The organism is Kitasatospora sp. NPDC001660 (genome assembly GCF_053596725.1).
This window is the reverse complement of sequence record NZ_JBSFGU010000017.1, coordinates 49,432-72,625: the sequence shown is the minus strand read 5'-3', so window position 1 is coordinate 72,625 and position 23,194 is coordinate 49,432. Positions and strand designations below refer to the sequence as shown.

The following is a 23,194-nucleotide window of genomic DNA, read 5'->3' as shown; positions in this document are numbered from 1 at the left end:
CCGCCCGGGCCGGGCGGCGATCACGGGGAGTGTGGCAGCCCGGCCCGGCGGAACTCAATGGATCAGCCCAAAGTCTCCCGGAGGAAGGCGAGTTCGGCCTGCGCGATCTGCTCGCTCACCCCGCCGGGCGTCATGTGCGTGACGCCGGGCAGCGGCAGGACGCGGTGCGGGCGGCCGGCCCGGGTGAGCGCCCGGGAGAGCAGCAGCGTGTGCGAGGGGTGGACGTTGTCGTCGGCCAGCCCGTGGATCAGCAGCAGCGGGCGGGTCAGCGCGGGGGCGTCGCCGATCAGGCAGTCGTCGGCGTAGCCCTCCGGGTTGTCCTGCGGCAGGCCGAGGTAGCGCTCGGTGTACGCGGTGTCGTACTCCCGGAAGTCGGTGGGCGGGGCGCCCGCGCTCGCGGTGTGGAAGACGTCGGGGCGGCGCAGCACGGCGAGCGCGGCGAAGTAGCCGCCGTACGACCAGCCGCGCACGCCGACCCGGCCGAGGTCGAGGTCGAGGTGGCGCCCGGCGAGGGCGTGGAGCGCGGCCACCTGGTCGTCGAGCGCCACGTGGGAGAAGCGGCGGAAGATCGCCCGGGTGAACGCGGGGGAGACGAACGGGGTGCCCCGGTTGTCGGTGGTGACCACGGCGAAGCCCTGGTCGGCCCACCACTGACGGAGCTGCCAGCGGCGCGGCTCGCTCGCCACGGCCTGGAAGCCGGGCCCGCCGTAGACGTCCAGCAGGACGGGCAGCCGGCGGCCGGGGACGTGGTCGCGTGGGTACACCACGGCGGTGGGCAGGGCGAGTTCGGTGACCCGGGCGAGCTGCGGCCGGACGCGGAACGGGAGGGCGGCGCTCAGGTCGGCGAGCGGGAGCTCGCGGCCGTCGGGCAGCCGCAGCCTGCGGTGGACGCCGTCGGGCGAGGCGGAGGTGAGCAGCAGGGTGTCGGCGGCGGCGAGGGCGCAGTGGACGCCGGGGCCGGTGCTGATCCGCTCGGGCGGGCCGCCGTCGGGGTCGACGAGGTGGACGTGCTGGTCGGCGGGTTCGCCCTCGGTGGTCTCGCAGAGCAGCCGGCCGCGCAGCCGTCCGACCACCCGGCGGATCTGCAGGCCGGTGGTGTCGAGCGGCTTGCCGTCGAGGGCGAGGCCGCGGGCCTCGGGGGTGTCGTGGGCGGTGAGGAGCCGGCCGTCGGGGAGCCGGGCCGGGGTGCCGGGCAGGTCGTCGACCCAGAACCCGTCGGTGGTGCGGGAGAGTTCGCGGGTCTCGCCGGTGGCAGGGTCGGCGGTGAGTAGCAGGACGTTCTGCTGGAGCCGGTCGGCGACGGTGAGCAGGACCTCGTGCTCCGAGGCCCAGGAGGCGTCGCAGACGTACGGGAACGCGGCGGCCTCCCACCGGAGTCGGACGCGGCCGCGGTCGAGGCCGAGGACCCACAGCTGCACGTCGGCGTTCGCGCCGCCGGCCTGCGGGTAGGCGAAGTCCTCGGCAGGCAGGCCGGGTTGGGCCGGGTCGGCGAAGTACCGTCGGGGCAGGGCGGATTCGTCCACCCGGGCGGCGAGCAGCGCGCCGCCGTCCGGGCGCCACCAGTGGCCGCGGGAGCGGCCGAGCTCCTCGGCGGCGGCGAACTCGGCGACGCCCCAGCGGGCGTGGTCGGAGGGGGAGAGGGGCGTGAGGTCCGGGGTGACGTACAGCGCGTCGTCGGCGACGTAGGCGACGCGCTCGCCGCTGGCGTCCGGGCGGGGGTCGAACGCGGGCCCTGCGGTGGGCGGTTCGGTGCAGGCGGCGGTGGCGGTGTCGACACGGAAGAGCCGGCCGTCGAGGGTGAACACGGCGACGGCGAGGTCGGCGGTGGCCGCGTACGTGCCGATGCCGGCGGCGGCCAGCCGGGTCCGTTCGCGCAGCCGGCGCTCGACGGCGGGCAGGTCGTCGCGGTGGCCGGCGCGGCCGGGGACGAGCGCGGCGGGATCGGCGACGAGGCGTTCGGTGCCGGTGGCGGTGTCGAGCAGGTGGAGGCGGTCGACCGGGTCCTCGGGACCGGTCGAGCGGAGCAGCAGCAGCCGGGTACCGTCCTCGCTGAGCGTGGTCGCACGCGGAGCACCGAAGGTGAACCGGCCGGTTCGGGCGCTGAGGGTGAGGAAGGGGTCCGTGATGGTCATCGCCCGATGGTGGCCGGACGGTGCCTTGCCGGGCCAGGGGTGCGTCATGTGAAATGTCACACAACACCAGCAGAGGGAGAGAGCAGTGATCGAGGACCTGCCGACCGTCGAGCCCCCCGCGCCGCTGGCCGAGGCCGACGGACTGTTCAGCGTGTCGGCGGACGCGGCACACCTGAACCACGGCTCGTACGGCGCGGTGCCGCTCCCGGTCCAGCGGGTGCAGGAGCGGCTGCGCGTCGAGCACGAGCTCGACCCGGACGACTTCTTCGCCGACCTGCCCGCCCGGATCGCCGCCGCCCGCGTCCGGATCGCCGCCGAGCTGGGCACCGACCCCGACCGGCTCGCGCTGGTCACCAACGTCACCGAGGCGGTCGCGATCGCCCTGGACACCGTCCCGCTCGCGCCCGGCGACCGCGTCCTCGTCACCGACCACGGCTACGGCGCCGTCACCCGCGCGGTCGCCCGGCGGGCCGCCGAGACCGGCGCCGAGCTCGTCACGGTCCCGCTGCCCCTGGACCTCCCGGACGAGCACGCCGTCCGGGAGGCGGTGCTGGCGGCCGTCGACGGGCGCACCCGGATCGCCGTCCTCGACCTGATCACCTCGCCCACCGCCCGCGTCGTCGCAGGCCCCGCGCTGCTCGCCGAGCTGCGCCGGCGCGGCGTGACCACCGTCGTGGACGGCGCCCACGCGCCCGGCATGCTGCCCGCCCCGATCGACGGGCAGGCCGACTTCTGGTGCGGCAACCTGCACAAATGGGCCTTCGCCCCGCGCGCCACCGCCGTCCTGTCCGTCCGCCCGGAGTGGACGGACAGGGTCCGCCCGCTCGCCCTCTCCTGGGAGCACGACCGGGGCTTCCCGGCCGGCGTCGAGTGGCGCGGCACCTGCGACTACACGCCCTGGCTGGCCGCCCCCGCCGGGTTCCGCCTGCTGCGCGAGCTCGGCACCGGTCGCGTCGCCGCGCACAACGCCGGACTCGCCGCGTACGGCCAGCGGGCGCTCGCCGAGCGGGCCGGGCTGGCGCCGCTGCCCGCGCCGCCCGGGGTGTGGATGCGCACCGTCCGGCTGCCCGCCGGGTGGGCCGAGACCGAGCCGGACGCGCGGGCGGTCATGGCGCAGGTGCGGGGGCGCCTCGCCACCCGGATCGCCGTCCGCCCGTGGGCCGGCGGCGGGGTGCTGCGGGTGTGCGCGCAGCTGTACAACCGGCCGGAGGAGTACGAGCGGTTGGCGGACGGGCTGGCGGAGCTGCTCAAGGGCGGGCTGCAGGGTTAGTCGCCGGATGCGGCGCGCAGCTCGGCGAGGAGCTGGTTCTGGTCGGCGAGCAGCCCGGTGAGGATCCGCCGGGCCGACCGGAGCAGGTCGGCGACGTCGCCCCCGCCGAGCGCGTACACCACCGTGCTGCCCTCCCGGGTGGCGGTGACGATGCCGGACCGGCGCAGCACGGCGAGCTGCTGCGACAGGCTGGAGGGTTCGACTTCCAGCTCCGCGAGCAGGTCGCGCACGGGCGTCGGTCCGGCCTGGAGCAGCTCCAGGACCCGGATCCGCACGGGATGGCCGAGCATCCGGAAGAACTCGGCCTTGGCCTGGTAGAGGGCTACCGGCACGAGATCCCCCCTTCCCTGGTGTCGGTCCGCTCAGATCTCCAGGGCGAGTTCGATCCGCTTGAGCCGGTGGCGGGCCATCGCGAGGTTGGAGCGGCTGCGGTTGAGCGCGAGGAACAGGAACAGGCCGCGGCCGGAGGGCGTCGTGATCGGCCGGACCATGTGGTACTGGTTCGTGAGGCTGATCAGGATGTCCTCGATCTCGTTGTCGTGCAGGTTGAGCATCTCCATCGCCCGCATCTTGGCGCGGACCACGTCGGTGTTCCCCGCGGCGGCGACGTTGAGGTCCAGCTCGCCGCCGTCGCCGAGGCTGCCGAGCGCCATGCCGCTGCCGTAGTCGACCAGGGCGACGCCGATCGCGCCGTCGATCGACATCGCTTCCTTCAGGGACGTTTCCAGGTTCGCCATCGTCGGTGTCCTCCCGTGGGTCGGCGGCTGTTGGTTGCCGTGGCGACGAAGGTAGGGAGGCCGGGCCGCGCTCCACCGAGGATGATCGCAGACGTCCGAAGCTGGCCGGATACGTCCGGATCGGGCCTGACTCCGATCGCTTGAAGACATTTGCAACTATGGATCTGAGAGAGAACTGATCCGGAGGTGGCCGGTCCGGCCGGTGGCCGGGAAAAACGGTGCCATCGATGTCAGTGCTCCCGGGTAACCTCTCGCTGAGATGCGAGATCACACCAACCACACCCGGACGGCGATGAACACCCCCGAGCCCGAGCCCCACGACGACCGGGAGCTCAGCCCCGCCGAGGCGTACGCGGCCAGCCGCCGCCGGGCCGAGGAGCAGGCCACCGCCCTCCACGGCTTCCAGCAGCTGTACGACTTCCCGCTGGACGACTTCCAGGTCCAGGCGTGCCGGGCCCTGGAGGCGGGCGAGGGCGTCCTCGTCGCCGCCCCCACCGGCTCCGGCAAGACGATCGTCGGCGAGTTCGCCGTGCACCTGGCCCTGGCGTCCGGCCGCAAGTGCTTCTACACGACGCCGATCAAGGCGCTCTCCAACCAGAAGTACGGCGACCTGGTCAAGCGCTACGGCGCCGCCAAGGTCGGCCTCCTCACCGGCGACAACACCGTCAACGGCGACGCCCCCGTGGTGGTCATGACCACCGAGGTGCTGCGCAACATGCTGTACGCGGGCTCCAGCACCCTCGACGGCCTCGGCTACGTCGTCATGGACGAGGTGCACTACCTCGCCGACCGCTTCCGCGGCGCCGTGTGGGAGGAGGTCATCATCCACCTCCCCGAGTCGGTCACCCTCGTCTCGCTCTCCGCGACCGTCTCCAACGCCGAGGAGTTCGGCGACTGGCTGGACACCGTCCGCGGCGGCACCAGGGTGATCGTCTCCGAGCACCGGCCCGTCCCGCTGTGGCAGCACGTGATGGCCGGCAACCGGATGTACGACCTGTTCGCCGACCCCGACCGCGACGGCCGCCCCAAGAACAGCCTCAAGAACCCCGGCAAGGCGGTCAACCCCGAGCTCGTCCGGCTCGCCCGCGCCGAGCTCGACCGCAACCCGCGCGACCGCTTCGGCCGCGGCCGGGGCCGCTCCATGCCCAATGGCCGCCCCGGCCGGGTCTGGACGCCGGGCCGGGTCGACGTCATCGACCGGCTCGACGCCGAGGGCCTGCTGCCCGCGATCACCTTCATCTTCAGCCGGGCCGGCTGCGAGGCCGCCGTCCAGCAGTGCCTCAGCTCCGGCCTGCGGCTCAACAAGGACTCCGAGCGGGCCCAGGTCCGCGCCATCGTCGAGGAGCGCTGCGCCGACATCCCCGACGAGGACCTGCACGTCCTCGGCTACTTCGAGTGGCTGGACGGGCTGGAGCGCGGCATCGCCGCCCACCACGCCGGGATGCTGCCCCGGTTCAAGGAGGTCGTCGAGGAGCTGTTCGTGAAGGGCCTGGTCAAGGCCGTCTTCGCGACCGAGACCCTCGCGCTCGGCATCAACATGCCCGCCCGCTCGGTGGTCATGGAGAAGCTCGTCAAGTGGAACGGCGAGACCCACGCCGACATCACCCCCGGCGAGTACACCCAGCTCACCGGCCGCGCCGGGCGCCGCGGCATCGACATCGAGGGCCACGCCGTCGTGCTCTGGCAGCGCGGCCTCGACCCGGAGGCGCTCGCCGGCCTCGCCGGCACCCGCACCTACCCGCTCAAGTCCTCGTTCCGGCCGTCCTACAACATGGCCGTCAACCTGGTCTCCCAGTTCGGCCGGCACCGCTCGCGCGAACTGCTGGAGACGTCCTTCGCCCAGTTCCAGGCGGACCGCTCGGTCGTCGGCATCGCCCGCCAGGTGCAGCGCAACGAGGAGGGCCTGGACGGCTACCGCGCGTCCATGACCTGCCACCTCGGCGACTTCGACGAGTACATGGGCCTGCGCCGCCGGCTCAAGGAGCGCGAGAACGAACTCGCCCGCGAGGGCACCAGCCAGCGCCGCGCCGCCGCCATCGAGTCCATCGAGCAGCTCAAGCCCGGCGACGTCATCCACGTCCCCACCGGCAAGTTCGCCGGTCTCGCCCTCGTCCTCGACCCGGGCCTGCCGCCGGTCAACCGCTCCGGTCGCGGCGGCTCGCGCCACCCCGACTTCCAGGACGGGCCGCGCCCGGTCGTGCTCACCGCCGAGCGGCAGGTCAAGCGGCTCGCCATGATCGACTTTCCGTACCCGGTCGCCGCCATCGAGCGGGTGCGCATCCCCAAGTCCTTCAACCCGCGCAGCCCGCAGTCCCGCCGAGACCTCGCCTCCGCACTGCGCACCAAGGCCGGCCACCTGGAGCCCGAGCGCTTCCGCCGCGGCCGCGCCGCCGCCGCGGACGACCCCGAGATCACCCGGCTGCGCGCCACCCTGCGCCAGCACCCCTGCCACGGCTGCGACGAACGCGAGGACCACGCCCGCTGGGCCGAGCGCTACCACCGGCTGCACCGCGACACCGAGCTGCTGGAACGCAAGATGCGCTCCCGCACCCACACCATCGCCCGCACCTTCGACCGCGTGTGCGCGCTGCTCACCGACCTCGGCTACCTGCAGGGCGACGCCGTCACGGACGACGGCAAGCGGCTCGGCCGGCTCTACGGCGAGCTCGACCTGCTCGCCTCCGAGTGCATCCGCGAAGGCGTCTGGAGCGGCCTGGCCGCCGCCGAACTCGCCGCCTGCGCCTCGGCGTTGGTGTACGAGGCGCGCCAGTCCGACGACGCCGGCGCCCCCCGGGTGCCGGAAGGCGCGGCCAAGGAGGCGCTCGGCAAGATGGTCCGCATCTGGGGCCACCTCGACGCCCTGGAGGAGCAGCACCGGATCAACACCGCCGAGGGCGTCGGCCAGCGCGAACCCGACCTCGGCTTCGCCTGGGTCGCCTACCGCTGGGCGCTCGGCCACAACCTCGACCAGGTCCTGCGCGACGCCGACATGCCGGCCGGCGACTTCGTCCGCTGGACCAAGCAGCTGATCGACGTCCTCGGCCAGATCCAGGACGCCGCCGGCGAGGACGCCGACCTGCGCAGGACCGCCCGCAAGGCGATCGACGGGCTGCGCCGCGGCATCATCGCCTACTCCTCGGTGGGCTGAGCCCTCGCCGGAAGCCGCCGAGGCTGCGGCTCCGGCGGCCTCCCAGCGATGACTCGGGTGGAGGCCGCCGGGCCTGCGACCCTGGCGGCTTCTACCCGCACCCCCTCGGCCCGCTGCGGTCGACGAAGCGGTACTCAGGGCCGTTCAGCGGGCGGCGAGGGACTCCAGGACGCGGTCGAGGGAGGTGCCGAGGCCCCAGCGGGCGGAGAGTTCCTCCAGGGTCATCGGGTCGAGGGGCTCGTGCGGCAGGGCGGGGTCGAAGTCCGGGAGCGGGGCGTCGGCGGCGACGCGGACGACCTTCGGGGCGACGTCGAGGTAGGCCGAGCCCTCGACGATGTTGCGGCGGCGGGCGGGGGTGAGCTTCGAGGCAACGTCGAGGGCGGCGGCGCGGATGCCGGCCAGGTCGCCGTACTCGTTGATCAGCTGGGCGGCGGTCTTCTCGCCGATGCCCTTGACCCCCGGCAGGCCGTCGGACGGGTCGCCGCGGAGGGCGGCCATGTCGGCGTACTGCGCGCCGCGCACGCCGTACTTCTCCAGGAGCAGCGCGTCGTCCGTCACCTGGAGGTTCCCCATGCCCTTGACGGGGTAGAGGACGGTGATCTCTCGGGCGTCGTCGACGAGTTGGAACAGGTCGCGGTCGCCGGTGACGATCTGCACCGGGCCGGCGGCCCGGGCGGTGAGGGTGCCGATGACGTCGTCCGCCTCGTAGCCGGGGGAGCCGACGCGGGCGATGCCGAGTGCGTCCAGCACCTGCTCGATCACGGGGACCTGCGGGGCGAGGGTGTCGGGCACCTCCTCCTCGCCGTCCTCGGCCTCCTCGGCGAGGCGGTGGGTCTTGTACGAGGGCACGAGGTCCACCCGCCACTGCGGGCGCCAGTCGGCGTCCATGCACGCGACCAGGTGGTCGGGGCGGTGGTCGTGGACCAGCCGGGCGATGAAGTCCAGCAGGCCGCGGACGGCGTTGACCGGCTCGCCCTGCGGGGAGCGCAGGGTGTCCGGTACGCCGAAGTAGGCCCGGAAGTACAGGCTGGCGGAGTCGAGCAGCATCAGTCGCGGTGCGGTCACGTCCCAGATCATGCCGTACCGGGCCGACGAGCGGCCCAAGGTCGAGCCGTGACGGCGAATGAGCGCACATTGGGGTTCACCCCCTGGCCCGAGGTGTGGGTCACGATGATCCTCACGGAGGACGGGGGACCGCGGATCGAGGGGCAGGACCTGCGGGACCCGGGCCGCGAGTACGAGTACGTCGTGACCGTCGCCCCCGAGCACGTGCCGCTGCTGCGGCAGGCGCTCGGGGGCGACGGCCGGAGTGATCCGGCGGAGCTCCTGGAGCGGCACGGTGCCGGGATCGTCCGGGCCGGCGAGCGGAGGTGGCTGCGCGAGCGCGGGATCGAGTCGGAGCTTCGGACGCACCGGGAGTGGTGAGCGCCGGTCCCGGGCCGCCACCCGTGGGTCAGTGCTCGTGCGGGCCCGCGCGGTGCACCGGGCCGTGCGCGTCGGCGCAGTGCTCGGGGGACTGGTCGCCGGGAGCGGCGATCTGCAGCAGCGCGCCCGCCTCGTCCTCGCCGACGTGGTCGACCTGGAGCGTGCTGTGGGTGATCCCGTACTCGTCGGCGAGCCGGCGCTGGAGCTCGCGCCGCACGGCGTGGCAGTCCCCGCCCGGGGTGACCAGGATGTGCGCGGACAGGGCGGGCTGGCCGGAGGTGATCTCCCAGATGTGCAGGTCGTGGATCTCCTCGACGAGCGGCTCGGTGACCAGGCGGTCGGCGACGGCGTCCGGGTCGATGCCGGCCGGGGCGGCCTCCAGGAAGATCCGTCCGGAGTCCCGGACCAGGCCGATGCCCGCCTTGAGCATCAGGGCGACGACGATCAGCGAGGCGATCGCGTCGGCCCGGGCGAAGCCGGTGGTCAGGACGATGAGGCCGGCGACGGCGGTGGCGATGAACGCGTACAGGTCGGTGAGCACGTGCTGGAAGGCGCCCTCGACGTTGAGCGAGCTGCGGTTGGCCTTCGACATGCACCACGTGGCGGCGAGGTTGACGACGATGCCGATCAGCGCGGTGACCAGGACGAGCGAGCCGGTGACGTCCGCAGGCTCCAGCAGCCGGGTGATCGCCTCGTAGCCCAGCCACGCGGACAGGACGAGCAGGGTGACGCCGTTGGCCTGCGCGGAGAGGATCTCGGCGCGCTTGAGCCCGTACGTGTAGCCGCCGCGGGCCGGGCGGGCGGCGAGCCGCATCGCGACCAGGGCCAAGGCGATCGAGGCGGCGTCGGTGAGCATGTGCGCGGCGTCGGAGATCAGGGCCAGCGACTGGGCCGCGAAGCCGACCACGACCTCGCCGGCCATGAAGACGACGATCAGCGCGAGGGCGCCGAGCAGCCAGCGGCGGTCGGCGTCGGCGGCGACGCCGTGCGAGTGGCCGCCGTGACCGTGACCATGGCCGTGACCGCCGCCGGGTCCGTGGCCGTGCGCGTGCCCGCCGTGGCCGCCGGAGCGGTCGTGGTCATGCGCATGATCATCGTGGGAATGCTCGTGCCCGGCCATCGAAGTCCTCTCTGGACGCACGGGTGGGAAGGGGCGCGGCGCGATCGCCCCGCACCGGAAGTGAACCGCAGAATCGACAAAGATCCAAAGGCTGTAGTGGTGACCGTTGTCGTTGCCGTCCGGACGGGCGTGCCGCGCCCTGTTCCGCATGTCCTCGGCGACCGCCCGGGTCAAACCGAGTGAACCCGTCACCCGCCCGAGTGAGCCGGGCTTGCACCGTCGCGCGCGGGTCCGCGACGATCATGAATTGTGAGGATCGCTACCGCGGAACCCGTCCGCTGGCTCGTCGAACGCGAAGCGACCGCAGAGGAATTGATGAACCGACGCATCTTCTCGGCACCGTCCTCGGCGGCAGCGCCAACAGCGTGCACGCCTGCGACCTCATCCGCTCCGGCACCTGCGGCCTCGTCCTCGCCGGCGGCACTGACAGCCTCCGCACCGCGATGACGGCCACCGCGTTCGACCGGCCCGACGACGCCATCGACCCCGATGTCGTCACCAAGGCACCGCGCCCGCTCACCGTCCCCATCGCCCTGTCCGTCTCCAGCGGCTTCGGCGGGCAGAACGCCGCCGTCGTGCTCACCGCCGCCTGAACCCGGAGCCCCCGATGTCCGTCCCCCTCGCCAGGTTCTACGCCCGCCTCGTGTTCCGCCGCCCGCCCACCGACTGGTCCGTCCCCATCGCGGACGGGCGGTACGCGCCCGCCGAACCCGGCGACGAGCAGCCGCTCACGCTGCTCATGCTCGGCGACTCGCTCGCCCAGAGCTTCGGCGCCCAGCGCCCCGGGCAGACCCTCGGCGCCCGCCTCGCCCAGGGCCTCGCCGAGGGCACCGGCCGTCAGGTCGTCCTGCGCGTCCACGCCCGGGTCGGCGCCACCACGGCCGCCGTCGGCCGGCAGGTGCTGCGGGCGGCGCGGCTGCGGCCGGGGGTCGCGGTGCTGATCGTCGGCGGCAACGACGTCCTGCTTCCCGCGCCGCTGGGGCGGTCCGCCCGCCGCTTCGCCCACCTGGCGCAGACGCTGCGGGAGACCGGCTGGCAGCTCGTCATCGTGCCGTGCCCCAACCCCAACCACGGCCCCGGCTTCCGCTGCCTCGCCCGCTGGATCGGCCACCACCGCTCCCGCCGCCTCGCCCGCCTCCACACCCGCACCGCGACGCGCACCGGCTCCCACCTGGCCCCCACGTCGGGCCCCGAGTTCCGCGACCACGCCGACACCCTCCTGGGCCCCGACGGCGTCCACCCGTCCCCGGCCGGCTACGCCGCCCACGCCACCCGCATGCTCCCCACCCTCCTGGAGGCGGCGACCCACCTGGAAACCCCGGTCCCCACCCCGACCTGATCCACCGGGAACCCCGGATCCCCGCGGGAACCGCACGATTCGAAAGACGGCGCCCCGAACCCACCCACGTCGGGCAAGAGGCTGCGGTAGGGGCGCGGGGGAACTGTGCGGATCGGGAGGCGGCGACCCGAACCCCCGCTTCCCCAAGGGCAATTGCACCTACCCCAGCGGCACCGCATCCAGCTGCGCCGCCGTGGCCGCCCGCACGAGGGCCTGCATCACCCGCAGGTCGTCCCCCTGCTCCGGATGCCACTGCACCCCCAGCGTGAACCCCGGCCCCTCCACCGCCTCCACCGTCCCGTCCGGCGCGTGTGCCGAGACCCGCAGGCCGCCCCCCACCCGGTCGACCGCCTGGTGGTGGAAGGTCGGCACCTCCAACTCGCTCTCCGGCAGCAGCCCGCCCAGCAGCGTCCCCGGCACCGGCCGCACCAGGTGCGTCCCGTACGTGCCCGGCGTGCCCCCGTGGACGTCCACGTCGACGACGTCCGGCAGGTGCTGAACGAGCGTCCCCCCGCATACGACGTTGAGCACCTGCATCCCCCGGCAGATCCCGAGCAGCGGCATGCCCGCCGCGAGCGCGCCCCGCAGCAGGGCGACCTCCCACACGTCCCGCTCCGGCGAGTCCGCTTCGGTCCGCGGATGCGCGGCCGCGCCGTAGTACGCCGGGGCGATGTCCGGCCCGCCCGCGATGACGAGGGCGTCCAGCCGGGCGAGGACGTCGGGCACGCACTCGGGGGAGTCCGGCGGCAGGAGCACCGCGATCCCGCCGGAGTCCTGGACGTAGCCGGTGTACCGCTCGGGGACGAGTGCCACCCGGCGGTCCCGCCAGTCGCTCCAACTCGCGTCCACCACGTAGGTGCTGACGCCGATGAAAGGCCTGCGATCCATGGCGCGCATTCTCCACCCGCCGCGTCCGTTCCCTCGTCAATCACGCATCTCGGCGCGCCACACCCGCCCGCCCTCTTCCGCCCCGCGAGCCGCAGGCCGTACGGTTCGCTGTGACCGCCTGATCTCGAAGAGTGATCGAGGAGAAGGGTTCCGTCGCCATGTCCGAGAACGCCGCCGCCGCGGGCGGGCCGCCGCGGGCCCCGCTCGCGCTGGACGACCTGCGCACCCTGGTGGACGCCGGCGAGGTGCACACCGTCGCGCTCGCCTTCACCGACATGCAGGGCCGCCTGCAGGGCAAGCGGTTCGCGGCCCGGTTCTTCCTCGACGAGGTGGTCGAGAACGGAGCCGAGGCCTGCGACTACCTGCTGGCCGTGGACGTCGACCTCAACACCGTGGACGGCTACGCCTTCTCGTCCTGGGCGACGGGCTACGGCGACTTCGCGATGCGCCCGGACCTCGCGACGCTGCGCCTGACCCCGTGGCAGCCCGGCACCGCCCAGGTGACCGCCGACCTGACCCGGCACGGCGGCCACCCGGTGGACGCGGCGCCGCGGCAGCTGCTGCGCCGGCAGATCGAGCGGCTGGCCGAGCACGGGCTGGCCGCCGACATCGGTACGGAGCTGGAGTTCCTGGTGTTCCGGGACACCTACGAGCAGGCCTGGTTGAGCGGCTACCGCGGTCTGACCCCGGCGAACCTGTACAACGTCGACTACTCGATGCTCGGGACGGCCCGGGTCGAGCCGCTGCTGTCGCGGATCCGCAACGAGATGGCGGGAGCCGGCCTGACCGTCGAGTCGGCCAAGGGCGAGTGCAACCTCGGCCAGCACGAGATCGCCTTCCGCTACGCCGACGCCCTCACCACGTGCGACCAGCACAGCGTCTACAAGACGGGCGCGAAGGAGATCGCCGCCCAGCAGGGCTGCGCGCTCACCTTCATGGCCAAGTACGACGAGCGCGAGGGCAACAGCTGCCACATCCACCTGTCGCTGCGCGATGCGGTGGGCGCCCCCGCGTTCGCGGACCGGGACGGCCGGATGACCGACACGATGCGGCACTTCATGGCCGGCCAGCTGGTCGCGCTGCGCGAGTTCTGTCTGCTGTACGCGCCGAACATCAACTCGTACAAGCGCTACCGCCCGGGCTCGTTCGCGCCGACGGCGGTCGCCTGGGGCCGGGACAACCGCACCTGCGCGTACCGGGTGGTGGGCCACGGGCCCGGCCTGCGGATGGAGAACCGGGTGCCGGGCGGTGACGTCAACCCGTACCTCGCGGTGGCCGGGATGATCGCGGCCGGCCTGCACGGCATCCAGCAGAAGCTGGAACTGCCCGCACCGTGCCTGGGCAACGCGTACGCGGTCGAGGAGTACGCCCGGGTGCCCGGCTCGCTGCGGGAGGCGGCCGACCTGTGGGGCGGCAGCGAGCTCGCCCGGACGGCCTTCGGAGACGACGTGGTGGAGCACTACCTGAACATGGCCCGGGTCGAGCAGTCCGCGCACGACGGCGCCGTGACCGACTGGGAGCGCTACCGCTCCTTCGAACGGATGTGAGGCCGATGACCGCCCGCGCCACCGGCACCGGACCCGCCACCGGAGACGCGCTGCGGCACTTCACCGAGACCGAGAAGGTCCTCATCCACAGCGAGGAGTAGCCGCCGATGACCAAGTCCGACAGTTCCGGGCGGGACGGCGTGGTCTGCCGCCGCCTGGTCGGCCGCACCGCCGTGATCACCGGCGCGGGCAGCGGCATCGGCCTGGCCGCGGCGCGCCGACTGGCCGCCGAGGGCGCGAAGGTGGTGTGCGCGGACCTCGACGAGGCGACCGGCAAGGCGGCGGCGAAGGAGGTCGGCGGTCTGTTCGTGCACACCGACGTCACCGACCCGTACATGGTGGAGGCGCTGTTCGACGAGGCCTACGAGACGTACGGCAGCGTGGACGTGGCCTTCAACAACGCGGGCATCTCGCCGCCGGAGGACGACTCGATCCTGACCACGGGTCTGGAGGCGTGGCGGAGGGTGCAGGAGGTCAACCTGACCTCCGTCTACCTGTGCTGCAAGGCGGCGCTGCCGTACATGCGCCGGCACGGGCGCGGGTCGATCATCAACACGGCGAGCTTCGTGGCCCGGATGGGCGCGGCGACCTCGCAGGTCTCGTACACCGCCTCGAAGGGCGGGGTGCTGTCGATGTCCCGTGAGCTGGGCGTGCAGTTCGCCCGGGAGGGGATCCGGGTGAACGCGCTGTCGCCGGGGCCGGTGGACACCCCGCTGCTGCGGGAACTGTTCGCCAAGGACCCGGAGCGGGCCGCGCGCCGGCTGGTGCACATCCCGCTGGGCCGCTTCGCCCGCCCGGAGGAGATCGCCGCCGCGGTGGCGTTCCTGGCCAGCGACGACTCCTCGTTCATCACCGCGAGCGAGTTCCTGGTGGACGGCGGCATCGCCGGGGCGTACGTCACACCGCTGTAGGCCGGGCGGAGTGCTTCGCGGGCTCCCGGGAGTGCTTCTCACCGTAATCTCATCCCGGAGTACGGGAATTCGTGGTCGCGCTGATTTCACGTTTATCCGGGTGCCTTTAGATTCTCTGGTGTGAGTGAGCAGATTCCCGCCGGGTGGTACCCGGACCCCAAGGACACCAGCGGCGACCCGAGACCGCAGCGCTGGTGGGACGGCAAGGGCTGGACGGCCAGCACCCGGCCCGCACCCTCGGACGCGCCGACGCCGGAGCCCCCGGCCCCCGACGCTCCGGGGCCGGGGACGGTCGAGGAGTCCACGGCGGCGGCCGACGGGCCGAGGGTGCTGGAGGGCGAGGTGCTGGAGAGCGGTGCGGTCCGCTACCCGGAGCCGCCGCCCTTCGGCACCGCGTACGGCGCCGCGATGCCGCCGGCCAAGGCCCGGCGCAAGCCGTCCAAGCTGGTGATCGCGACCGCCCTGGCGGCGGTGCTCGGCCTGGGCGTCGGCTCGGGGGCGACCTACCTCGCGATGGACGGTCACAACGACGGCCCGCAGCGCGCGGCGAAGCCGCAGGCCGCGCCGTGGGACGGGAACGGCCCGTGGAACGGCTTCCCCGGCCTCGGCGGCGGCAACGGCGGCCCCGGGGGCAACGGCTCCGGCGGCAGCGGCAAGGGCGGCAAGGGCGGCAACGGCTCCGGCGGCAACGGCAAGGCCCGCCCGGGCGCCGGCGGCGCGATCGACCTGGTGAACCGGATCACCCTGCCCGTCCCGTCCGGCTGGGACGCGGGCAGCACCACCGACGGCTTCGCGTCGATGACCGTCGGGAACTACACCTGCGTGGACGGCAGCAACAACTGCACCCTCGGTGGCGTGAACACCGGCCACATCGACGGCAGCACCGACGTCCAGGCGGCGGCCAGGACCGACATCGCGCAGGCGGCCAAGGGCTCCTACGGCGACATCACCGGCCACCAGGAGCTGAAGTCCGAGGCGGTCACCGTGAACGGCAAGGACGGCTACCTCGTCCGCTGGAAGGTCGACGCCTCGAAGGGCAACAGCGGCTACGTACAGACCGTGGTCTTCCCGTCCTCCGACGGCACCGGCCTCGTCTCGGTGCACTTCGGCTTCGACATCGCCGACAAGGCGCCGGACCTCGGGCTGATGGACACCATCGTCAAGGGCATCGGCGACTACAAGGGCAAGCTGCCCTCGATGCCGCTGCCCGGCGGCGGCGCGGGTGGCAGCGCGGGCGGCAGCGCTTCGGGGGACAGCGGCTCGGGCGGCACCACCACCACCTGAGCGGCGGCGGCTCCTCACGCACAGCGGCGGCCCACCCGGAACGTTCCGGGTGGGCCGCCGTCGTTCACCACTCACGCGGGGAGCCGGACCGGACGGGGGTGAACCGGCCCGGCCCCGCGTCCGGCGCTCAGGAGTCGCGTCGAACAGCCTCGACGCGACGGCGCCGGAGCACCATGCCGGCCCACCCGACGCCGATCGCCGCGGCGCCGGCGAGCAGCAGCGGACCGGCGGCCGACGTGCCGACGGCCGCGGTGGCGGTCGGCACCACGACGCCGGCCGGGGAGTAGGGGTCGCCGCCGTGGCCGTGGTGGGCGACCGTGGACTTCGGGGCGTCCGCAGCGATCTGCGCGTCGCTGGGCGCGGCCGGGGCCTGCGCGGCGAACGCGGACACCGGCGCGCCGCCGGTGGCGGAGGGCCGGCCGAAGTCGACGTCCGAGCAGCTGTAGAACGCCTCCGGGCTGTCGCTGCGCTGCCAGATCATGTACAGCAGTTGGCGGCCGGTGCGCTCCGGCAGCGTGCCCGGGTAGGTGTAGTACCCGTCGGTGGCGGTGCGGTCGACCTGCGCCTGGGCGACCGGGGTGGGGTCGAGGTCGGACCACTTGAGCGGCTGCGCGGGGTCGTAGCCCTGCTTGGTGATGTAGACGGTCTGGGTGCCGACGTGCGGCGCGGTGGTGCGGAACCGGAAGGTGAACGCACCCGCGCTGACGGGGGTGGCCGGCCAGTCGGTGCGCGGCCAGTCCAGGGCCTGGTACTTGTCGCGGTTGGCCGAGCAGAGCTTGCCGTCCGGGATCAGCGCCTGGTGGTTGCCGTCGGCGTTGGCGATGTTGACCTCGTTCCAGTCGTAGAGCGGCTGGGTGCCGCTCGCCGCGACGAGGTCCTTGCAGACCTGGGAGACGGGGTGCTCGGGGCCCTCGGCGTAGCAGGCCGCGACCCGGCTGACGGGGCCGGTCATCGTGCCGTGGGCGCCGGCGGTGCCGGTGGTGGCCGCCGCCATCGCGAGGACCGCGGCGCCGACCGCGCCGACGGACAGGGCACTTCGCTTGATGGACATGGGGTGGGGACTCCTTGACCGTCGTTCCGGGCGGGTGTGGGGGGAGCGGACACGCCTGCCCGTTCGGGGGCCGCGGCCCGGATCGCGGACCCCCGGGCAGAGCGTAGGATTGGTCTGGACCAGCTGGCAATAGCCGGGAGTAGTAGGAGTAATACGGCTATTGACGGACTGTAGGGTCCAGAACAGCGCGAAGGCCCGACGGAACACCCGGGTTGGGCGTTCCATCGGGCCCGCTTAAGGCTCCGGAAAGGTCAGCGCTTCCGCTCGTTGTAGAAGCCGGCCTGGATCACGGTCTGGTTGTAGGTCCCGTCCTCGATCGTGTTGTAGATGTACGTCGAGCCGGGCTCCTGCTCGGGGACGAACTCGGTGAGGATCGCCCGGAGTTCGGTGACCGCCTCGGGGTGGTCGCGGAACAGGCGGCGCAGCCGGGTGCGAAGCACGGCCGTCTGGTCCGCCAGCGCGTCCTCGTCGTCGCCGGCCTCCACCACCTCGGCCCGGATCACCTCGAGGTCGGCGCTCGTCGCCTCGTCGTCCTCGCCGCGCCCGAACAGCCGGGCGACTCGCGAACTGACCTGCCCCCACGCCGCGGTGGCCATCAGCCCGGCCAGCGACGAGGCGCCCGACGTCACCATCTGCTGCACGATCTCCGCTTCCATGGCGCCCCCTTGTGGCTCGTGTGTCGGCACCACCGTAGGGCAGAGCCGGACGAAGCGTCAGAGGAACGTCTTCCCCTCGCCCCGGTACGTCGGGACGGTCCGGACGATCCGGTCGCCCTCCACCAGGTGCAGTTCGGCGAAGCGCTCGCACAGTTCGCCCGCCTTGGCGTGCCGGAACCAGACCCGGTCGCCGATCAGCAGGTCGTCCGCGGCGGCGCCGAGCAGCGGGGTCTGCACCTCGCCGGCGCCCTCCATCGGGTCGTAGCGCAGGCCCTCGGGCAGGTACGGCACCGGGGAGCGGTCGGGACCGGCCGCGCCGGAGGCGGGGTAGCCGCCGCCGAGCACCGTCACCACGCCGACGCCGGGGCGGCGCACGACCGGCTGGCCGAACAGCGCGGCCGGTCGGCCCTGGAACGTGCGGTAGTTGTCGAACAGCCGCGGCTGGTACAGCCCGGAGCCGGCCGCGACCTCGGTGACGGCGCGCTCGGCCACCGTGCTCTCGACGCTGCCGGTGCCGCCGCCGTTGACGAACTCCAGCTCGGCGACCCGCCGCAGCCGCCGGACCACGGCCGCGCGCCGCTCGGCCAGTTCGGTGCGGGCCTTCGCCTGCATCAGCCGGATCAGCTGCGATCGCACCGGCCGCCCGGGCACCCGGTCGCCCACGCCGGCGACGTGTCCCTCGTACGCCATCAGGCCGACCACCCGGAAGCCCCGGCGGTGCTGCACGAGTTCGGCGAAGGCACCGAGGTCCTCGGGCGTGCGCAGCGGCGAGCGGCGGGCGCCGACCCGGACGCGTCCGCCGAGCAGGTGCAGCGCGGTGTCGAGCTCCAGGCAGACCCGCACCTCGGCGTCGCCCGCGCGGGCCCTGTCGATCAGGTCGAGCTGGGCGGGGTCGTCGAGGACGACGGTGATCTCGCGCGCGAGTTCCTGGTCGGCGGTCAGCGCGGCGAAGCCCTCCCGGTCGGTGGAGGGGTAGGCGAGCAGGACGTCGCGCACGCCGGTGCGGGCCAGCCAGAGCGACTCGTCGAGGGTGAAGCTCATCACCCCGGCGAAGCCGTCCGCGGCGAGCACGCGCTCCAGCAGGGCCCGGCAGCGCAGCGACTTGCCGGCCACCCGGATCGGCTTGCCGCCTGCGCGGCGGACCAGGTCGGCGGCGTTGGCGTCGAAGGCGGCGAGGTCGACGACGGCGACCGGCCCGTCCAGGTGCGCGGTCGCCCGGTCGTAGCGGGCGCGGTCGGAGACCGGGGTGGCGGCGGGAGCGGCTTCGGGCATCACCATGCGCGCAGGCTGCCACACCCGGCTACCCGTGGGTAGGGGGAGCGTGCGGATTTGTGCGGCTCCGGGCACGGGGTGGCATAGGGTCGGCCGGGTGGACCGCAAAGACTTCTCCAACCCGGCGTTCGTCGGCAAGAGCATCCCGAACCCCGGTTTCGGCGACGACGACGGCACCGCCGACCCGGCGCTCGCCGCGGCGCTCGCCCACTGGTCGCAGGACCGGACGGCCGAGCCCGAGGTGCTGACGGCGCTCACGCCGACCCGGCTGATGGTCCCGATCGTCGCCCTGCTCGGCGAGGTCGAGGTGGACGAGCACGGGCACAGGCACGACAAGACCAGCGACATGGCGGTGCCGGTGCTGGAGGCCCCGGACGGGCGCCGCGCGCTGCCGGCCTTCACGTCGCTGGAGACGCTCGCCCGCTGGCGCGCCGACGCCCGTCCGGCGCCGGTGGCGGCCCCGCAGGCCGCGATGGTCGCGTTCTCGGAGAAGGCCGACACCCTGCTGATCGACCCGGCCGGCCCGGTGCCGTACCGGCTGACCGGCGCCCGCCTGCGCGCGCTCGCCGAGAACCGGCCGTACCTGCCGCCGCTGCGCGACCCCGAGGTGCGCGAGGCGGTGCGGGCGGTGCTGGCGGGCCAGCCGCAGGTGGTGTCCGGCCTGCTGGGGCCCGGCGAGGGCTCGGACGGGGTGCTCGCGGTGGTGTTCGACCCGGCGCTGGACCAGGCGGGCGTGCAGGCGGCGGCCCAGCAGGTCGGCCGTGCGGTGGCCGCGGACCCGGTGCTCCGCGTCCGCCTCGACCGCGGCCTGGACCTGGCGGTGCTGCCGGCGAGCGCGCAGCTGCCGGGCGAGCCGCTGTACCGGCGGTAAAGCCGCTGTACCGGCGGTAGGAACGAACGAGGACCACCTCCGAAATTCCGGAGGTGGTCCTCATCGGTCACCGCTCAGGAGTAGACCGGCCCCGTGAACTTCTCGCCCGGACCGGCACCCGGCGCGTCCGGCACGACGGAGGCCTCGCGGAAGGCCAGCTGGAGCGAGCGCAGGCCGTCGCGCAGCGGGGCGGCGTGGAAGTTGCTGATCTCCGGGGCGCCGGCCGTGACCAGCCCGGCCAGGGCGGTGATCAGCTTGCGGGCCTCGTCGAGGTCCTTGTCCTTCTCGCCGCCCTCGGCGAGGCCGCACTTGACGGCCGCGGCGCTCATCAGGTGCACGGCGACGGTGGTGATCACCTCGACGGCGGGGACCTCGGCGATGTCCCGGGTCAGGTCGTCGAAGCCGATCGCGTCGTCGTCCGCGCCGGGGTTCTGGGTGGGCTCGCTGCTCAAGGGGGGCTCGTTCCGTCGTGCCTTGTGGGTACACGTGGAGCGTACAAGGGCCCTGTCATGCGCAGAAAAGTGCGGTGCGCCGGGGCGGAATAGCATTCGAACCCTCGGCGCTGTATGCTTCGAGACTGACCGGCCGGGATCCCTCATGGGCACCTGGCCAGCAAGTGGAGGCTCCACTCAGGAGGCCCGAGAGGGCAACCGCGAAAGTCTCCCACCTGATCGGCCTCGCGGTCGACGGGTCCGGTCCGCGACGGGCGCCACGGCGCCGAGTCGCCGCAGCGCCCCGCATCGGGCGCCGCCCCCGGTTGTGTGGAGCCCCGCTTGTACCGAGCGGGGCTTTTTTCGTGTCGCGGTGCACACGGTGCCGAGCAGGTGCCGGGCAGCGCAGCACGAATGAAGCCCCGCCCAGTGGTCGAGTCCACTACGTGCGACCGCCGTCCGACGGCCGCATCGCAGAAGGTGCAACCGAGGAGGCCCCATCAGCACCGAGCCCCGCATCAACGACCGGATTCGCGTCCCGGAGGTGCGACTCGTCGGTCCCAGCGGCGAGCAGGTCGGCATCGTGCCGCTTGCCAAGGCGCTGGAGCTCGCGCAGGAGTACGACCTCGACCTGGTCGAGGTCGCGGCGACCGCCCGGCCGCCGGTGTGCAAGCTCATGGACTACGGCAAGTTCAAGTACGAGTCGGCCATGAAGGCCCGTGAGGCGCGCAAGAACCAGGCGCACACGGTCATCAAGGAGATGAAGCTCCGGCCGAAGATCGACCCGCACGACTACGACACCAAGAAGGGTCACGTCGTCCGGTTCCTCAAGCAGGGCGACAAGGTCAAGATCACGATCATGTTCCGTGGTCGTGAGCAGTCCCGCCCCGAGCTGGGCTTCCGTCTGCTGCAGCGGCTCGCCGACGACGTCCAGGAGCTGGGCTTCGTCGAGTCCTCGCCGAAGCAGGACGGCCGGAACATGATCATGGTTCTTGGCCCGCACAAGAAGAAGACCGAGGCGATGGCCGAGGCCCGCGCCGCCGCGGACGCTCGCAAGGCCGAGCGCCTGGGCCGGACCACCGGCCCGGACGCCGCCGAGACCGAGGCGCAGGACGCCCCGGCCGAGGCCACGGCCCCCGAGGCCGACGCTCCGGTCGAGCAGCCGGCCGCACCCCAGGGCGCCTGAGCCGCGAGGCTCACGGCAGTCCGGGGCCGGCCCCCAACGGTGACGGGGCGTCCCGCCCGGTCACCGCAGATCCATCCAGTTCACGCCCGCGTGGCGCAGACCGCGCGGGCGTGAACGGGACCGACGAGGAGATACGGCGAAATGCCGAAGCAGAAGACGCACAGTGGCGCCAGCAAGCGCTTCAAGATCAGTGGCTCTGGCAAGGTGCTGCGCGAGCGCGCCGGCCGCCGCCACCTCCTGGAGCACAAGCCCTCGACGCTGACCCGCAAGCTGGCCGGGACGATCGAGATGGCCCCCGCTGACGCCAAGAAGATCAAGAAGCTTCTCGGCAAGTGATCGCCCTCCCGCCCGGCGCGAGCCGTGTGCGGGGCAGCTGATCCTTCCCGACCCATTCGAATGACGGACCGCGTGAAGTAGTCCGTGGTCCAACCCAAGGAGTAATCAAGTGGCACGCGTCAAGCGGGCAGTCAACGCCCACAAGAAGCGCCGGGTCATCCTGGAGCGCGCCAGCGGCTACCGTGGCCAGCGTTCGCGCCTGTACCGCAAGGCCAAGGAGCAGGTCACCCACTCGCTGGTCTACAACTTCAACGACCGCAAGAAGCGCAAGGGCGACTTCCGTCAGCTGTGGATCCAGCGCATCAACGCTGCGGCCCGTGCCAACGGCATCACCTACAACCGCTTCGTGCAGGGCCTGAAGGCCGCCAGCGTCGAGATCGACCGCAAGATGCTGGCCGACCTGGCCGTCAACGACCCGGGCGCGTTCGCCTCCCTGGTCGAGGTCGCCCAGAAGGCGCTGCCGGCCGACGTCAACGCCCCGAAGGCTGCCGCCGACGCCGCCTGATCCTCCAGGATCGGCTGAGCTCTGACCGGACCCGCAGGCTCTCCTGCGGGTCCGGTTCTGCGTTTTCCCTGTCCTTCAGCGCCCCCGTCACAGAGCCACCAGAGAACGAGACCATGCCGAGCACCGACACCCCCCTGCTGACCTCCCTGCGCTCGCCGCGCGTCGTCGCCGCCCGCCGGCTCGCCAAGCGGAACCAGCGCACCAAGGAGCGCCGCTTCCTGGCCGAGGGCCCGCAGGCGGTCCGGGAGGCCGTCGCGTACGGCCGGCTGCCGGGCTCGGGCGAGCACGCCGTCGTCGAGGTCTACGCGACCCCGGAGGCCGCCGAGCGGCACGCCGGGATCGTCGAGGCCGCGCGCGCCGAGGGGCTGGCGGTGCTCACCGCCACCGACGAGGTGATCGCCGGGATCTGTGACACGGTGACCCCGCAGGGCATCGTCGCGCTCTGCCGCTTCATCGACACCCCGTTCGCCGACGTCCTCGCGGCCCGCCCGAAGCTCGTCGCGATCCTCGCCCACGTCCGCGATCCCGGGAACGCCGGCACTGTGCTGCGCACCGCCGACGCGGCGGGCGCGGACGCCGTGGTGCTCACCGACGCCTCCGTGGACCTGTACAACCCGAAGGCCGTCCGGGCTTCCGTCGGCAGCCTGTTCCACCTGCCGGTCGCCGTCGGCGTGCCGGTCGAGGAGGCGGTCGGGCAGCTGCGCGCGGCCGGGATCCGGGTGCTCGCCGCCGACGGCGCGGGGGAGCGGGACCTCGACCAGGAGCTCGACGAGGGCACCCTGGGCGCGCCCGGCGCATGGGTGTTCGGCAACGAGGCGTGGGGGCTCCCGGAGGAGACCCGCGCGCTCACCGACGAGGTCGTGCGCGTCCCGATCCACGGGCACGCCGAGAGCCTCAACCTGGCCACCGCCGCGGCCGTCTGCCTCTACGCATCGGCCAGGGCGCAGCGCCGGCCCGGCGGGTGTCGCTCGAACGGCTGACGGCGCCCCGCACGATCCACCCGTCAGGCCCTACTGCCGGGGGCACGGAGGCGCTAGGGTCTGCCTCGGTGGGGGGAACGGCACGGTGGGTAATCGGGGAGGAGA

General features: G+C 73.3%; 23 protein-coding genes. 13 read left to right on the top strand and 10 right to left on the bottom strand.

The features are described from left to right. Positions 1 to 62: 62 nt before the first annotated feature. On the bottom strand, positions 63 to 2,132 hold the full coding sequence (locus ACWCXH_RS20140; RefSeq protein WP_449802781.1) for a prolyl oligopeptidase family serine peptidase: 2,070 nt from the start codon (positions 2,130 to 2,132) through the stop codon (positions 63 to 65). 85 nt (positions 2,133 to 2,217) lie between these two features. Between ACWCXH_RS20140 and ACWCXH_RS20135 the strand changes: the two genes are divergently transcribed. Further along, positions 2,218 to 3,402 carry an aminotransferase class V-fold PLP-dependent enzyme gene (locus ACWCXH_RS20135; protein ID WP_449802780.1) on the top strand — a complete coding sequence of 395 codons (1,185 nt, stop codon included), beginning with the start codon at positions 2,218 to 2,220 and terminating at the stop codon, positions 3,400 to 3,402. Here the strand turns inward: ACWCXH_RS20135 and ACWCXH_RS20130 are convergent. Both ACWCXH_RS20130 and ACWCXH_RS20125 read right to left on the bottom strand, forming a co-directional pair. Beyond that, on the bottom strand, positions 3,399 to 3,734 hold the full coding sequence (locus tag ACWCXH_RS20130) for an ArsR/SmtB family transcription factor (protein WP_449802779.1): 336 nt from the start codon (positions 3,732 to 3,734) through the stop codon (positions 3,399 to 3,401). The two genes, ACWCXH_RS20135 and ACWCXH_RS20130, sit on opposite strands and share 4 nt — an antisense overlap. A 30-nt stretch (positions 3,735 to 3,764) precedes the next feature. Then, entirely contained in the window at positions 3,765 to 4,139 is a 375-nt protein-coding gene (locus ACWCXH_RS20125; RefSeq protein ID WP_449802778.1) for a hypothetical protein, read from the bottom strand. Between the two features lie 292 nt (positions 4,140 to 4,431). Here ACWCXH_RS20125 and ACWCXH_RS20120 point away from each other — a divergent pair, with 292 nt between their 5' ends. Beyond that, complete coding sequence (locus ACWCXH_RS20120; RefSeq protein WP_449802857.1) at positions 4,432 to 7,287, top strand: DEAD/DEAH box helicase; 2,856 nt, start codon at positions 4,432 to 4,434, stop codon at positions 7,285 to 7,287. Positions 7,288 to 7,431: 144 nt separating this feature from the next. Here ACWCXH_RS20120 and ACWCXH_RS20115 read toward each other — a convergent pair whose 3' ends face one another. Next, entirely contained in the window at positions 7,432 to 8,334 is a 903-nt protein-coding gene (locus tag ACWCXH_RS20115; protein WP_449802856.1) for a 5'-3' exonuclease, read from the bottom strand. Positions 8,335 to 8,457: 123 nt separating this feature from the next. On the opposite strand from ACWCXH_RS20115, the gene ACWCXH_RS20110 reads away from it, so the two are divergent. After that, positions 8,458 to 8,712, top strand: a complete 255-nt coding sequence (locus tag ACWCXH_RS20110) for a hypothetical protein (RefSeq protein ID WP_449802777.1) — start codon at positions 8,458 to 8,460, stop codon at positions 8,710 to 8,712. Positions 8,713 to 8,740: 28 nt separating this feature from the next. On the opposite strand, the gene ACWCXH_RS20105 is transcribed toward ACWCXH_RS20110, so the two are convergent. Then, entirely contained in the window at positions 8,741 to 9,832 is a 1,092-nt protein-coding gene (locus ACWCXH_RS20105; RefSeq protein ID WP_449802776.1) for a cation diffusion facilitator family transporter, read from the bottom strand. A gap of 365 nt (positions 9,833 to 10,197) precedes the next feature. On the opposite strand from ACWCXH_RS20105, the gene ACWCXH_RS20100 reads away from it, so the two are divergent. Continuing rightward, entirely contained in the window at positions 10,198 to 10,425 is a 228-nt protein-coding gene (locus ACWCXH_RS20100) for a beta-ketoacyl synthase N-terminal-like domain-containing protein (protein WP_449802775.1), read from the top strand. A 14-nt stretch (positions 10,426 to 10,439) separates the two neighbouring features. Next, on the top strand, positions 10,440 to 11,171 hold the full coding sequence (locus tag ACWCXH_RS20095) for an SGNH/GDSL hydrolase family protein (protein WP_449802774.1): 732 nt from the start codon (positions 10,440 to 10,442) through the stop codon (positions 11,169 to 11,171). Positions 11,172 to 11,330: 159 nt separating this feature from the next. Here ACWCXH_RS20095 and ACWCXH_RS20090 read toward each other — a convergent pair whose 3' ends face one another. Beyond that, a complete protein-coding gene (locus tag ACWCXH_RS20090; RefSeq protein ID WP_449802773.1) occupies positions 11,331 to 12,059 on the bottom strand; it encodes a gamma-glutamyl-gamma-aminobutyrate hydrolase family protein in 729 nt (242 codons plus the stop codon). A 158-nt stretch (positions 12,060 to 12,217) separates the two neighbouring features. Between ACWCXH_RS20090 and ACWCXH_RS20085 the strand changes: the two genes are divergently transcribed. The 3 genes from ACWCXH_RS20085 to ACWCXH_RS20075 all read left to right on the top strand — a co-directional run bounded on the left by ACWCXH_RS20085 (position 12,218) and on the right by ACWCXH_RS20075 (position 15,801). Further along, positions 12,218 to 13,606 carry a glutamine synthetase family protein gene (locus ACWCXH_RS20085; protein ID WP_449802772.1) on the top strand — a complete coding sequence of 463 codons (1,389 nt, stop codon included), beginning with the start codon at positions 12,218 to 12,220 and terminating at the stop codon, positions 13,604 to 13,606. A gap of 107 nt (positions 13,607 to 13,713) precedes the next feature. Next, positions 13,714 to 14,517: a 3-oxoacyl-ACP reductase gene (locus ACWCXH_RS20080; protein ID WP_449802771.1), complete on the top strand. Its 804-nt coding sequence runs from the start codon at positions 13,714 to 13,716 to the stop codon at positions 14,515 to 14,517. A gap of 120 nt (positions 14,518 to 14,637) precedes the next feature. After that, positions 14,638 to 15,801, top strand: coding sequence for a DUF2510 domain-containing protein (locus ACWCXH_RS20075; RefSeq protein WP_449802770.1), 1,164 nt, complete (start codon positions 14,638 to 14,640; stop codon positions 15,799 to 15,801). A gap of 127 nt (positions 15,802 to 15,928) precedes the next feature. Here ACWCXH_RS20075 and ACWCXH_RS20070 read toward each other — a convergent pair whose 3' ends face one another. From ACWCXH_RS20070 to ACWCXH_RS20060, 3 genes are all read right to left on the bottom strand, one after another. Next, on the bottom strand, positions 15,929 to 16,852 hold the full coding sequence (locus tag ACWCXH_RS20070; protein ID WP_449802769.1) for a lytic polysaccharide monooxygenase auxiliary activity family 9 protein: 924 nt from the start codon (positions 16,850 to 16,852) through the stop codon (positions 15,929 to 15,931). Positions 16,853 to 17,103: 251 nt separating this feature from the next. Next, positions 17,104 to 17,508 carry a hypothetical protein gene (locus ACWCXH_RS20065; RefSeq protein ID WP_449802768.1) on the bottom strand — a complete coding sequence of 135 codons (405 nt, stop codon included), beginning with the start codon at positions 17,506 to 17,508 and terminating at the stop codon, positions 17,104 to 17,106. A gap of 57 nt (positions 17,509 to 17,565) precedes the next feature. After that, on the bottom strand, positions 17,566 to 18,780 hold the full coding sequence (locus tag ACWCXH_RS20060) for an alanine racemase (RefSeq protein ID WP_449802855.1): 1,215 nt from the start codon (positions 18,778 to 18,780) through the stop codon (positions 17,566 to 17,568). A gap of 97 nt (positions 18,781 to 18,877) precedes the next feature. Between ACWCXH_RS20060 and ACWCXH_RS20055 the strand changes: the two genes are divergently transcribed. After that, complete coding sequence (locus tag ACWCXH_RS20055; protein WP_449802767.1) at positions 18,878 to 19,651, top strand: SseB family protein; 774 nt, start codon at positions 18,878 to 18,880, stop codon at positions 19,649 to 19,651. 74 nt (positions 19,652 to 19,725) lie between these two features. On the opposite strand, the gene ACWCXH_RS20050 is transcribed toward ACWCXH_RS20055, so the two are convergent. Continuing rightward, positions 19,726 to 20,103, bottom strand: coding sequence for a DUF1844 domain-containing protein (locus ACWCXH_RS20050; protein ID WP_359824182.1), 378 nt, complete (start codon positions 20,101 to 20,103; stop codon positions 19,726 to 19,728). Positions 20,104 to 20,581: 478 nt separating this feature from the next. Here ACWCXH_RS20050 and infC point away from each other — a divergent pair, with 478 nt between their 5' ends. The 4 genes from infC (at position 20,582) to ACWCXH_RS20030 (ending at position 23,089) form a co-directional block, all read left to right on the top strand. Next, positions 20,582 to 21,268 carry a translation initiation factor IF-3 gene (gene infC, locus ACWCXH_RS20045; RefSeq protein WP_449802854.1) on the top strand — a complete coding sequence of 229 codons (687 nt, stop codon included), beginning with the start codon at positions 20,582 to 20,584 and terminating at the stop codon, positions 21,266 to 21,268. Between the two features lie 141 nt (positions 21,269 to 21,409). Continuing rightward, positions 21,410 to 21,604, top strand: coding sequence for a 50S ribosomal protein L35 (gene rpmI / locus ACWCXH_RS20040; protein ID WP_153460093.1), 195 nt, complete (start codon positions 21,410 to 21,412; stop codon positions 21,602 to 21,604). Positions 21,605 to 21,713: 109 nt separating this feature from the next. Further along, positions 21,714 to 22,109, top strand: a complete 396-nt coding sequence (gene rplT, locus ACWCXH_RS20035) for a 50S ribosomal protein L20 (RefSeq protein WP_030055649.1) — start codon at positions 21,714 to 21,716, stop codon at positions 22,107 to 22,109. Between the two features lie 113 nt (positions 22,110 to 22,222). Then, positions 22,223 to 23,089, top strand: coding sequence for a TrmH family RNA methyltransferase (locus ACWCXH_RS20030; protein WP_449802766.1), 867 nt, complete (start codon positions 22,223 to 22,225; stop codon positions 23,087 to 23,089). Positions 23,090 to 23,194 lie beyond the last annotated feature (105 nt).

What these genes read in the sequence shown, in the direction of transcription:
- ACWCXH_RS20140 (WP_449802781.1), bottom strand. Translation starts at nt 2,132, where the DNA reads ATGACCATCACGGACCCCTTCCTCACCCTCAGCGCCCGAACCGGCCGG.
- ACWCXH_RS20085 (WP_449802772.1), top strand. Translation starts at nt 12,218, where the DNA reads ATGTCCGAGAACGCCGCCGCCGCGGGCGGGCCGCCGCGGGCCCCGCTC.
- ACWCXH_RS20030 (WP_449802766.1), top strand. Translation starts at nt 22,223, where the DNA reads ATGCCGAGCACCGACACCCCCCTGCTGACCTCCCTGCGCTCGCCGCGC.
- ACWCXH_RS20070 (WP_449802769.1), bottom strand. Translation starts at nt 16,852, where the DNA reads ATGTCCATCAAGCGAAGTGCCCTGTCCGTCGGCGCGGTCGGCGCCGCG.
- rpmI (WP_153460093.1), top strand. Translation starts at nt 21,410, where the DNA reads ATGCCGAAGCAGAAGACGCACAGTGGCGCCAGCAAGCGCTTCAAGATC.
- ACWCXH_RS20090 (WP_449802773.1), bottom strand. Translation starts at nt 12,059, where the DNA reads ATGGATCGCAGGCCTTTCATCGGCGTCAGCACCTACGTGGTGGACGCG.
- ACWCXH_RS20115 (WP_449802856.1), bottom strand. Translation starts at nt 8,334, where the DNA reads ATGCTGCTCGACTCCGCCAGCCTGTACTTCCGGGCCTACTTCGGCGTA.
- ACWCXH_RS20095 (WP_449802774.1), top strand. Translation starts at nt 10,440, where the DNA reads ATGTCCGTCCCCCTCGCCAGGTTCTACGCCCGCCTCGTGTTCCGCCGC.
- ACWCXH_RS20105 (WP_449802776.1), bottom strand. Translation starts at nt 9,832, where the DNA reads ATGGCCGGGCACGAGCATTCCCACGATGATCATGCGCATGACCACGAC.
- ACWCXH_RS20120 (WP_449802857.1), top strand. Translation starts at nt 4,432, where the DNA reads ATGAACACCCCCGAGCCCGAGCCCCACGACGACCGGGAGCTCAGCCCC.
- ACWCXH_RS20065 (WP_449802768.1), bottom strand. Translation starts at nt 17,508, where the DNA reads ATGGAAGCGGAGATCGTGCAGCAGATGGTGACGTCGGGCGCCTCGTCG.
- ACWCXH_RS20060 (WP_449802855.1), bottom strand. Translation starts at nt 18,780, where the DNA reads ATGCCCGAAGCCGCTCCCGCCGCCACCCCGGTCTCCGACCGCGCCCGC.
- ACWCXH_RS20080 (WP_449802771.1), top strand. Translation starts at nt 13,714, where the DNA reads ATGACCAAGTCCGACAGTTCCGGGCGGGACGGCGTGGTCTGCCGCCGC.
- ACWCXH_RS20125 (WP_449802778.1), bottom strand. Translation starts at nt 4,139, where the DNA reads ATGGCGAACCTGGAAACGTCCCTGAAGGAAGCGATGTCGATCGACGGC.
- ACWCXH_RS20110 (WP_449802777.1), top strand. Translation starts at nt 8,458, where the DNA reads ATGATCCTCACGGAGGACGGGGGACCGCGGATCGAGGGGCAGGACCTG.